Raw genomic sequence first — 9,998 nt, 5'->3', positions numbered from 1 at the left:
CCCCGCGCCGACAGGAAATCAAGGCCGAACTTGCCAGCGGCCTTGGTCAGCCCTTCGCCTGGCGTGTTGTACTGACTGAGGTAATTGCGGACATATTTAGGAAAAATACCTTGGTTGTCAGCGACGAAAGTATAGAAGCCCAGTTTTTGGTTGATGATGCCCCTGACTTCCACGCCCCTGGCCGTAAACCACATATTTTTGCTCGTGTTGGTTTCGGCTCCATAATAATTGTCGGAGGCAAAATTCACGTGCAAATCTACATCCTCGGTTTGCAGGCTGTACAGATCGGAGGGATTGTTGAAGAAGGTCCGATTTTTGGACGTAATTTCCGTAGAAATTGAGCCCAACCGCGACATATCCGCAGTAGAATCAAGCATAAAAGGCTTAGTGTTCAGCCATTCCCAACTATCCTGACGCAGGTAGCCGATCGTAGCGCGATCTACGGACGTGAGATTTGCTGTCTCCTCTTCGAAGATACTGTCAGTCAGGGCCACCACCGCCTTTCGCTCGAAGGGCTTCACATTGGAGTGGAATCCCTCTGTAAACTTACCGCGCTTGATTTCCAGGCGATCGATCAGATGATAATAGTCGTCATTGAGGGGAATGAAGGTACTTTGTCCTGAACAGTACGAAACTCCCGATAACACACTCACACAACACAGCAGTACTTTACGGATCATTGGATATATTAGAGCAGAAGAGCGCGCGGCCATTTGAACATGAACTACCCACACAAAAAGTGCCAGATACATACGCCTGCACTTAAAAAGTGCCAAACTTAGTTAATCTGAGGCTATAAACGATATAGTTTTTCCTCAAATGCCCGTCACGCTCCCAATTTTCGTCCACCAGGGAAGTAGTTCCCCACCTATCCGTATTTGTCCCTACCTTTGAAGACAATTGAAAACCCACCCCAAAAGGTTGAAAGCTCAAAATGGTACGTATTTTCTACAAAGAAGGCCGACTGATCAAGCGCGAAACTGATGTGCGTGAACTGGGCAAGATCGAACATCCGCTATGGGTGGATTTGCAGTCGCCCTCGCAGGAAGAGGAAGAGTGGGTCGAAACCAAGTGCGACATCGACTTCCAGACGCCACAGGAAATCGTGGAGATCGAAAGCAGCGCGCGCTTTTTCGAGCAGCACGATACGATCAACGCCAACTCCAATTTCCTGCAAATCAATACGAAAGGCTACCAAACCTACCCCGTCTCATTCATCCTTCGGGGCAATGTGCTTTTCACTTACCGACGCGGCGACTCCAAAACCTTCGCTGACACAGTCAAGAAAATGAAGGTCAGCCCCGACACCTTTCAGACTGGCGTTGACTTCATGCTCATGCTGCTCGAAACCCGGATCGAAGCCGATGCCGACTCGCTGGAAGCCATTTCGCGCGATATTTCTTCCATTAGTAAAGACCTGATCCGCGAGCGGAAAGCGGAGCAGGAAGTACTAATTCGCATTAGTTCGTTACAGGAAATCACGATGATGCTACGCGAGACATCCATTGATAAGCAGAGGGTACTTTCGGGTATTTTGCGTAGTCAGTATTTTCCTGAAGACCGCAAAGAACACCTGCGCATCATCTTGAAAGACATTAGCTCGCTGCTGGAATACACTACCTTCAACTTCGAGCGGCTGGAATATTTGCAAAATACTTTCATGGGCCTCATCAACCTGGAACAAAGCCAGGTCATCAAGATTTTCACCGTCGTGACGATTATCTTCATGCCGCCCACGCTTGTTGCGGGCATTTTCGGCATGAACTTCGTTTCGCTGCCTACCTCGGGCTGGTCGTGGGGGTTCTGGGCCTCGCTGGCGCTAATGGTGCTGTCGTCACTGGTGATCCTGCTGTATTTCAGGCGGAAGAAGTGGATTTAAAATTTATCGCGGCTCAGTCTGCTTTTGAAAAATTAACCAAGTCTGGGCATCCGACCAACAAGCCTATGGAGCTTCGAAAAATAGCCTTTTATCTACTGTCGGCAGTCGTTTTTTGCAGCTGTTCCGGTCTTTCTCATCGAAAAGCTATAGGCCCTAAAATTGATATCTGGTACGGTGATCGGCAGGAGTTTGGAAAAATCGGACATCCGCAGCGCTGGGTCAACGTCTTGGGTAACGCCATCTCTCCGCATGGCCTGACTAGCCTGACCTACTCGCTCAACGGTGAAGCGGAAAAAGTACTCACCATAGGGGAGGACGGGCGGCGTTTGGCTCAGGCTGGCGACTTCAACGTGGACATTGACCGCGCCCGGCTGCGCGGCGGTGACAATCAGTTGCGCATCGTGGCGACAGACTCGCTTGGTAGGCGCAGTGTCAAAGTAGTGGAACTCGTGTACCACGGAACCGAAAAGAAATGGCCGTTACCCTACGTCATTGACTGGCAGAAGGTTGCCAACATTCAGGAGGCAGCACAAATAGTAGACGGGGATTGGCAACTTGGCCCCGGCGGCATTCGAACGCTAGACCCTTACTACGACCGGGTACTAGCCTTCGGCGATAGCACCTGGCGCGACTACGAAGTGAGTACGACGGTAGTTTTTCATAGTTTCACCCCTCCTCATGAAGGACCGCCTACTTTTGGCGTGAGCCACGCGGCCATCGCCACCCGCTGGCCGGGCCACGATCTTGACGACAAACAACCGCACGTTAAGTGGCATCCGTTAGGAGCCACGGCCGAATTTCGGCTCACCGCCGGGCTGGACAGCTGCCGCTGGCGAATTTTCGACGGCCAGAAACTCTACTTAGAAGACACTACTCGCCCGCGCCGCATTTTGCTGGGCAAAAAGTACGGGATGAAGCACCGCGTCGAAACCCTAGTCGATAATAGCACGCTTTTCCGAACCAAACTATGGCCCGCCGATCAGCCGGAACCTGCAGCCTGGGATCTGGAAGCGCGCGAAAAACCCGACAACGTCCCCAACGGCAGCGCCCTGCTGATCGCCCACAACGCCGACGTAACTTTCGGGAATGTATGGGTTGTGGCAGTCCGCTGATGAGTTTCGATTTGGCCAAAGTACTCTTTCCCACCAGTCCCGGCTCCAACAAATCCCAGGAATAAGGAACCAGCCTGACTCTAACGGGAGAAAGTAAAACCGTCGGTAGCCAGGCTTTCTTTTCAAAAATCCCGACTATCTTTTATGAATACTTCTCCAGGCCGTCGCCAGTTTCTCAGACAAAGCTCCGCTGCCGCCCTCGGTCTCACGCTGCTGCCTGGTTTCACCCGGAAAGTGGCTCCCAGCGACCGCCTGCGCGTGGCGCACATCGGAGTCAATGGTATGGGTACTAACCACCTGAAATGGTTCGCTGCCCTGCCTGAGGTGGAGACCGTCGCCCTTTGCGACCTGGACGAAACCCACCTCGCCAAAGCCAAAAGTACCCTGCTGGAATTAAAGCCCGACGCCAAGGTGGATACCTACGGCGACTTCCGCAAACTGCTGGAACGCAAGGATATCGACGCCATTACCTGCGCTACGCCCGATCATTGGCACGCTCAAGTGGCTATTCTTGCCTTCGAGGCGGGAAAAGACGTGTACGGAGAAAAACCACTTTCGTACAGCGTGAAGGAAGGGCAGCAGATGCTCAAATCACAGAGAAAGCACGATAAGATTTTTCAACTGGGTACTCAGATTCACGCGGGCGACAACTACCACCGCGTGGTGGAACTGATCCGCGCGGGAGCCATCGGCAACGTGCATACCGTGCGATTGTGGAAGTTGGGTACGCCGCCCATTCTGGGTGCACCACAGTACCGCGAGCCACCCGACACGCTGAATTGGGACTATTGGCTCGGCCCCGCGCCCTATTCGCCCTACTCGCCGGAGCGCTGCCACTTTACTTACCGTTATTTTCTGGATTACTCCGGCGGTGTTTTCCAGGATTTCTGGTGCCATATCGCCGACGTAGTTTGGTGGGCGCTCGATCCGCAGGACCTGACGAGTGTCAGCGCGCGCGGCCAAGCCATGACGGGCGGCGGCAACACGCCGCAATGGATCGACGTGGACTACCAGTTCGATAACCTGAAAATTCATTGGACTACTGCACCGCCGGACGTTCCCGGTGCCGCCGGACATAGCATCGGTGCCTACTTCGAGGGTGACAAGGGAACACTACTCTGCGATTACGGCAACCGCGAAATCACAATCAACGGGGTGGTAATGAAAGACATCGACTCCGTCCCCATCACTCTTACGCGCTCACCGGGCCACCAGCAGAACTTTGTGGATGCCGTGAAAGCCCGCACCCAACCCGAATCTAACCTGGAATACGCCCGGAAAATGACGCTACCGATGCACCTCGGATTGATTTCGTGGCGACTGGGCCGCCCGCTGCGCTGGAATGCCCGCCGTGAGAAGTTCCGCGGCGATAGAGAGGCGAATCATCTGCTTTCTCGTAACTACCGGAAGGAATGGGATTGGATTTGATCAGTCCGACGTCACCATATCGTATACCTTAACCTCACCCCAAAGCCCGGCGCACTTGTCCACAAATTTCAGGTGATCGGGATGGACCTGGTAATCGTCTTGCGTAGCCTTATCGGGAAACATGAAGGTAATCGAAAAGTCGTAGGTGTGGTCGATGACCGCGCGGCGGGTGCTGGCGGGTGTTCCGACGTAGCCCGCCTGGATGCCGCTGATTTCTGAGAGTTCTTTCAAGCCTTCGTGCAGCGCGGTGCGCGCATCGTCGTTGTCTTTTTCTTTAAGCCAGAAAAATACGGTATGTATGAACATAAGTTAATTGTGAATGAGTGAATGAATTTGGTTCAAAATTGCGGTAAGGTATAAACGGAAAGACTATTTCCCCAGCAAAGCCTTCACTTTCGGCAAAGCCTCTTTGGCCCACAGGCCGTACATTTTGCCAGAAAAGTGCAGGTCGTCGGGGGCGAACATGCTAGGATCGTTGAGTCCCGAGCGGGAAATGGGTGTAATGTCGATGTACAGAATGCCCGCTTTCTCGCACTCTTCCTTCGCCACGGCGTTGAAAGCGTCGATTTCGCGGGAGATTTTGGCGCGGTCGCTACTCTTGCCGAAGGGCGATACGCCCCAGTCGGGCGTCGAAAGCACGAAGACTCGCTTCTTGTTGCCTTTGGCCAACTTCACGCTGGTGTCCAGCAGACTCCTGAACTCGGTTCGGTACCGTTCCAGCGTTTGGCCGCGGTACTGGTTATTGACACCGATCAGCAGCGATACCAGGTCGTAGGTTTTGTTGATTTCGGCTTGGCTGATACCCAAAGCCAGGTCGGCGGTAGTCCAGCCCGTGCGAGCGATGATGTCCGGCGGGGCCACGGCCAATCCGTCCTGCCGAAGCATAGCGGCTAATTGTACCGACCAGCGCCCCGCTTCCGGCACGCTCTCGCCGATGGTGTAGGAATCGCCCAACGACAGAAAACTAATGCCCTGCGTGGAGTCGATTGGCATGACCGGGGGAGTGGCAGGCGTCGAAACGGATTCACTGTCGGAAACGCAGGCCAGGCAGAAAAAGGCCAATCCAGCCAATATCGAGGTCAAATTCATACTTCTTCGGCTTTGTCAAGTTTAAAAGTAAAGGTAGCGCCTTTCCCCAGCTTGGACATCACGGCGATCTTAGAGCCGTGGCCATTAAGGATATGCTTTACGATGGCCAGGCCGAGGCCCGTACCACCGCGCTCCTTGGAGCGGCTCTTTTCTATGCGATAGAATCGCTCGAATATACGGTTTAAATGCTCCGCCGGGATGCCCGGCCCGTTATCACGCACCGAAATGACGTGATGTTTCTTCTCCTCGTTGAAGTGAACGATGACCTTTCCGCCTTCCTTGTTGTACCTCACGGCGTTTTCGATCAGATTGACCATGACCTGTTCGATACGTTGTGCGTCGGCGTTGACCCACACTTCGGTCAAATTATCGGGTTTCACTTTAAAAGAAACCTTACGATCGTGCGCAATTTTTTCCAACCGATCCAGTACCTCATCCACTACAAGCCGCAGGTCGATGCGCTCGATATTCATCTTGATGGCCCCGGTTTCCATCTGTGAGAGCGTCACGAGGTCTTTCACGAGGGCGTCGAGTCCGTCAAGGCTCTTGGCGGCTTTTTTAAGGAACCGATCACGTACCTTTTCGTCATCCTTAGCCCCATCGATTAGGGTGTGCAGGAAACCCTGCGCGGCAAAAATGGGAGTTTTCAGTTCGTGCGAGACATCCGCCAGGAATTCCCGCCGGAATTGCTCCAGTTTTTTCAGCTCTTCAATTTCCTTCTGCTTTTTGACCACGTACACAAATATTTCATCGTTCAATCGCTTCAAAGGGTTATTCTCCCGTACCAGCGATTTTCGTGAAATATCGAAGTCCTTCAATTTGAGTTTCCTGATCGTGCGGTACATTTTATTGACCTCACGATAGACGATGATCTCGATAGTGTAAAGTACCAGCGCAAACGATCCTCCAAAACTTGCCGCGCCCACCACAAACATCATGCTCGTGGTCACATTCGGCACGAATGCGAGGAACGTGGTGCTGATGGCGGCGATCAGTACGGAAAGAATAAACGCGATGAGGCGGGGACTCAAAGACATACGTAGTGGCTTAAAGCGGGCAGAAACTGCGCCTGGAAACACACAAAGGTAGAAATCATTCGGCGAAAGCCCGGTTTCTTGGCATAGGGGATAAGGCGAGTGATGAAGTATAAATAATTACTCTTAGTTTTGCGAAAAATTTATATGCACGACTCTTTCCATTCTTAAACCTGTACCGATATGCAAGAAGAAAGAACCCGTTACTCGGAGGATGAACTCCGGGAGTTCGAGGAGTTGATCCGGGGAAAGCTGGAAGGCACGATGAACGAACTGAACTACATCAAAGGCACATTAAGCAAAAAAAATGACAGTGGTACCGATAACACGGGCGGCGCCGCCAAGCTACTCGAAGATGGGGCAGACGCCAGCGAGCGTGAGAACCTAAGCCAATTGGCCGCTCGGCAGCAAAAATACGCCACGCAACTCGAAAATGCCCTCGTACGAATCAAGAATGGTACTTACGGTATCTGTGTAGATAGCGGCAAGCTTATTCCCAAGGAGCGCCTCCGCATAGTACCTCACACTCAGCAGACGATTGAAGCAAAGCTGAAACGTATGAACTAGCAGAAACCTTACTAGATTTCCTCGATCACCGACGCACCCGCCGAGCCATCGCCCGAGGTCCAGCGCCAGGTTTCGTGCAGCCGGATTTTGCCGCTAGGTAGTATCTCAGGACGCGACCGGCAAATGCCCGTCATCAGTTCGCCCGCTTCGTTGACCTGATGGTAGCGCATATCGATGTTTCCTTCCTCATCTACCAGACCGATCAGGTGGCCACTTTTGATTTTCCCGCCGGAATAGTTGGAAGTCAATATTCTACCTTCCTGTTGGTAAAGAAAAATCGTTTCGGGCGAGGTCTCGCCGTTTTCAGTGTTTTGGACGGGGCGGAATTTTTTGTCGTGGTAGTTGAGCATAGCAATAGCGGGTTTTACCGCATTCCCGGCTTGGGCAGCACGGGCAGCCCTTCGTTGCCGTCCTCACTCACGGCCTGCACGGCGAAGAAGTAGTTGTCTTTTGAATAGGGCATTTCCGCACCCAGTTTATCGGTGAAGAATTTCTTTTGCCAAAACGGCCAGTGCGTTTCCCGCATCAGAATGTAGTAACCCTTCACTTTGCCCGTCTTGGGAGCCTGCCAGTAGAGTTTGGTGGTGTTTGTCAGGCTACGGACGTCCATCGTCACGTTTTGGGGTTGGGTGGGCGACTTGGCCAGATTAGCGAGGTTAGCCAGATTCATGGCGGTGTTCCTGCGCAGGTACTCGAAATCCATGTACTCTACTTTGTCGCCATACTCCACGCCGTTTTCGACGCGCAAATCCTGGTGCTGGTGCTGAAAATTTTCGTTCATTTCCGTGATCCTCACCGCCCCAAAACCGCGATTGACAAAGGGGGTATGGTCGCCACCGCGCAGGTAACGGTCGTTGCGATAAACCATCCGCACTTCCAGATGATCGACGTAGCGTTCGCCTACTTCCTTCACGTAGCGGGCCAGCGTTCGGGCCTTGCCGTCGTTTTCCAAGCCGTATTGCCGCAGGGAAGCCGCACTTTTGTCAGTTTCAAAGCCCGGCAGGCCCTCGCTGAACACCCGCACGATGGTATTGTTGATGAGCTTGGTGTCGTGGCTGTTGTTGGAACCCATGATGTCGTTATTGAGCAGTGCTTCCAGGTTCCACTTCTCGTCCACTGCTCGTTGCGCCAGGTGGTCGGCCCCGAGCAAGCCTTGTTCTTCGCCCGCCACGGTCACAAAAATAATGGTCGCGGGAAAGCTCTGCCTGCTCATCACCCGTGCCAATTCGATGACCGCCGCCGTACCGGACCCGTCGTCGTTAGCACCGGGCGCGTCGTCGGTGCTATTCATCACATTGCTCACACGGCTGTCCATATGGCCGCTCACAAGGAAAACCCGGTCGTCGGCCGGGTCGGTGCCTTTAAGCGTAGCCATCACGTTGCCCATATCCACGGCTTTATCTATGCGGCGCCCGTCGGGTTGCAGCGTCCAGGTGTCGATGGTGGCGGTGAGCCGCCCGCCCGACTGCTTGCCAAATTCCTGGAACTTGCTCAGAATCCACTCCCGCGCCGGCACAATGCCGCGCTGGCCCTGTGTGCCGCTCAGCGTCTGTCGCGTGCCGAAGCTGACCAGCTTCTCGACGTGGGCTTTCAGGCTGTCGGCAGAGACTTGCTCGACGAGTTGCGTGATGGCGGGGTCGCGGTGGATGGTAGTTTGGGCAATAAGGGGGAAAGGGAGTCCTGCTACTACGCTCAGGATGACAAGGAGCGATCCGACGTAACGGAGGAAAGGTTTCTTCATGGGAGTAGTTATAAGTTTGAGAAAGCAAGATAGGGGAAAAAGCAGTGCGCTGGAAGTAGGGCATAAAATGGGAAGCGGCTTTTGTGCGGCTTGCTTTTTCCTAAATAAACAAGGAAGAAAATTATAGCCACGGATTCAGCCTTCCAGCAGCGAAAAACAAACAAAACCATCACTATTCCCCGAAGTTTTTCAATCTTTGCAGGATGATTCCCAAACGGGACTCTATACACTTCTAACCAATAAATTCCTATGTCAGATCATTTGGAACAGGGAAAAAAATTCCTGGATACCGTATTACATTATTACGACAAAGCCGCTGAACACACGGGGCTATCGAAAGGATTGCTCGAACGCATCCGCCACTGCAACAGCGTTTATAAGACTACTTTCCCCGTGGAAGTGGACGGAGAAATCCATAACATTGAGGGCATTCGTGTCCAGCACAGCATGCACAAGCTGCCCACCAAGGGTGGCATTCGGTACAGCATGGAGGTGTCGGAAGATGAGGTGAAAGCCCTGGCTACACTAATGACCTTTAAGTGCGCGGTAGTGAACGTGCCTTTCGGCGGGGCCAAGGGCGGCGTAACGATCAATCCGCATACTGCGTCGGAGCAAATGCTGGAAAAAGTGACACGCCGCTTCGCGACCGAACTCATCAAGAAAAATCTGATCGGTCCTGCCGTGGACGTGCCCGCCCCCGATTACGGGACGGGCGGCCGCGAAATGGGCTGGATCGCCGACACTTACATGACCTTCAAGTTCGGCGATACCAACGCGCAGGGCTGCGTGACGGGCAAGCCCGTGGGCATTGGCGGCATTCGCGGGCGTACCGAAGCGACAGGCTTGGGTGTATTCTTCGGGCTGCGGGAGTTCTTCAAGTTCGAGGAAGACACCAAGAAATTGGGCCTAAGTACTGGACTGCGCGGTAAAACGGTCATCGTTCAGGGATTCGGAAACGTAGGCTACCATTCGGCAAAGTACCTGGCTGAGGAAGGGGCCAAGATTATTGGCATCGCCGAGTACGATGGCGGCATCTACGACGAGAACGGCCTGAATATAGATGCTGTGGACAAGCACCGTCAGCTGACTAAGTCCATCACGAATTTTCCAGGCGCAACCGACATTGCCGATTCCAATTCCATGCTCAC

The 9,998-nt window shown here is 53.3% G+C and carries 10 protein-coding genes and 1 pseudogene; 5 read left to right on the top strand and 6 right to left on the bottom strand.

What is annotated here, in order from left to right; all coding sequences use genetic code 11:
• Nucleotides 1-680: pseudogene (locus ACEW8P_RS17870) on the bottom strand (hypothetical protein); the annotation flags it as partial.
• Nucleotides 681-934: 254 nt separating this feature from the next.
• Here ACEW8P_RS17870 and corA point away from each other — a divergent pair.
• From corA to ACEW8P_RS17855, 3 genes are all read left to right on the top strand, one after another.
• Nucleotides 935-1,879, top strand: a complete 945-nt coding sequence (gene corA, locus ACEW8P_RS17865; RefSeq protein ID WP_373514438.1) for a magnesium/cobalt transporter CorA — start codon at nt 935-937, stop codon at nt 1,877-1,879.
• 65 nt (nt 1,880-1,944) lie between these two features.
• Nucleotides 1,945-2,991, top strand: coding sequence for a hypothetical protein (locus tag ACEW8P_RS17860; protein ID WP_373514437.1), 1,047 nt, complete (start codon nt 1,945-1,947; stop codon nt 2,989-2,991).
• A gap of 144 nt (nt 2,992-3,135) precedes the next feature.
• Nucleotides 3,136-4,419, top strand: a complete 1,284-nt coding sequence (locus tag ACEW8P_RS17855; protein WP_373514436.1) for a Gfo/Idh/MocA family protein — start codon at nt 3,136-3,138, stop codon at nt 4,417-4,419.
• Here ACEW8P_RS17855 and ACEW8P_RS17850 read toward each other — a convergent pair whose 3' ends face one another.
• The 3 genes from ACEW8P_RS17850 to ACEW8P_RS17840 form a co-directional block, all read right to left on the bottom strand.
• Nucleotides 4,420-4,725 carry a Dabb family protein gene (locus tag ACEW8P_RS17850; RefSeq protein WP_373514435.1) on the bottom strand — a complete coding sequence of 102 codons (306 nt, stop codon included), beginning with the start codon at nt 4,723-4,725 and terminating at the stop codon, nt 4,420-4,422.
• 63 nt (nt 4,726-4,788) lie between these two features.
• Nucleotides 4,789-5,508, bottom strand: coding sequence for an SGNH/GDSL hydrolase family protein (locus tag ACEW8P_RS17845; RefSeq protein WP_373514434.1), 720 nt, complete (start codon nt 5,506-5,508; stop codon nt 4,789-4,791).
• A complete protein-coding gene (locus tag ACEW8P_RS17840) occupies nt 5,505-6,545 on the bottom strand; it encodes a sensor histidine kinase (protein WP_373514433.1) in 1,041 nt (346 codons plus the stop codon). The genes ACEW8P_RS17845 and ACEW8P_RS17840 overlap by 4 nt, the downstream gene beginning before the upstream one ends.
• A 180-nt stretch (nt 6,546-6,725) precedes the next feature.
• Here ACEW8P_RS17840 and ACEW8P_RS17835 point away from each other — a divergent pair, with 180 nt between their 5' ends.
• A complete protein-coding gene (locus ACEW8P_RS17835; protein ID WP_373514432.1) occupies nt 6,726-7,109 on the top strand; it encodes a TraR/DksA family transcriptional regulator in 384 nt (127 codons plus the stop codon).
• An 11-nt stretch (nt 7,110-7,120) separates the two neighbouring features.
• Here ACEW8P_RS17835 and ACEW8P_RS17830 read toward each other — a convergent pair whose 3' ends face one another.
• Complete coding sequence (locus ACEW8P_RS17830) at nt 7,121-7,459, bottom strand: n-acetylglutamate synthase (protein WP_373514431.1); 339 nt, start codon at nt 7,457-7,459, stop codon at nt 7,121-7,123.
• A 14-nt stretch (nt 7,460-7,473) separates the two neighbouring features.
• The gene (locus ACEW8P_RS17825) at nt 7,474-8,850 is read right to left on the bottom strand and encodes a M20/M25/M40 family metallo-hydrolase (RefSeq protein ID WP_373514430.1); all 1,377 of its coding nucleotides are present in this window, start codon (nt 8,848-8,850) and stop codon (nt 7,474-7,476) included.
• Nucleotides 8,851-9,099: 249 nt separating this feature from the next.
• On the opposite strand from ACEW8P_RS17825, the gene ACEW8P_RS17820 reads away from it, so the two are divergent.
• The coding region (locus ACEW8P_RS17820) for a Glu/Leu/Phe/Val dehydrogenase (protein ID WP_373514429.1) at nt 9,100-9,998 on the top strand (899 nt) is incomplete at its 3' end.

It is taken from the genome of Persicitalea sp., assembly GCF_041751555.1.
Taxonomy (GTDB): domain Bacteria; phylum Bacteroidota; class Bacteroidia; order Cytophagales; family Spirosomataceae; genus Persicitalea.
This window is presented reverse-complemented; position numbering and strand designations above follow the sequence as displayed.

Bases quoted from the DNA above. Each gene is read 5' to 3' on its own strand.
- corA (WP_373514438.1), top strand. From the start codon at position 935: ATGGTACGTATTTTCTACAAAGAAGGCCGACTGATCAAGCGCGAAACT.
- ACEW8P_RS17860 (WP_373514437.1), top strand. From the start codon at position 1,945: ATGGAGCTTCGAAAAATAGCCTTTTATCTACTGTCGGCAGTCGTTTTT.
- ACEW8P_RS17855 (WP_373514436.1), top strand. From the start codon at position 3,136: ATGAATACTTCTCCAGGCCGTCGCCAGTTTCTCAGACAAAGCTCCGCT.
- ACEW8P_RS17850 (WP_373514435.1), bottom strand. From the start codon at position 4,725: ATGTTCATACATACCGTATTTTTCTGGCTTAAAGAAAAAGACAACGAC.
- ACEW8P_RS17845 (WP_373514434.1), bottom strand. From the start codon at position 5,508: ATGAATTTGACCTCGATATTGGCTGGATTGGCCTTTTTCTGCCTGGCC.
- ACEW8P_RS17840 (WP_373514433.1), bottom strand. From the start codon at position 6,545: ATGTCTTTGAGTCCCCGCCTCATCGCGTTTATTCTTTCCGTACTGATC.
- ACEW8P_RS17835 (WP_373514432.1), top strand. From the start codon at position 6,726: ATGCAAGAAGAAAGAACCCGTTACTCGGAGGATGAACTCCGGGAGTTC.
- ACEW8P_RS17830 (WP_373514431.1), bottom strand. From the start codon at position 7,459: ATGCTCAACTACCACGACAAAAAATTCCGCCCCGTCCAAAACACTGAA.
- ACEW8P_RS17825 (WP_373514430.1), bottom strand. From the start codon at position 8,850: ATGAAGAAACCTTTCCTCCGTTACGTCGGATCGCTCCTTGTCATCCTG.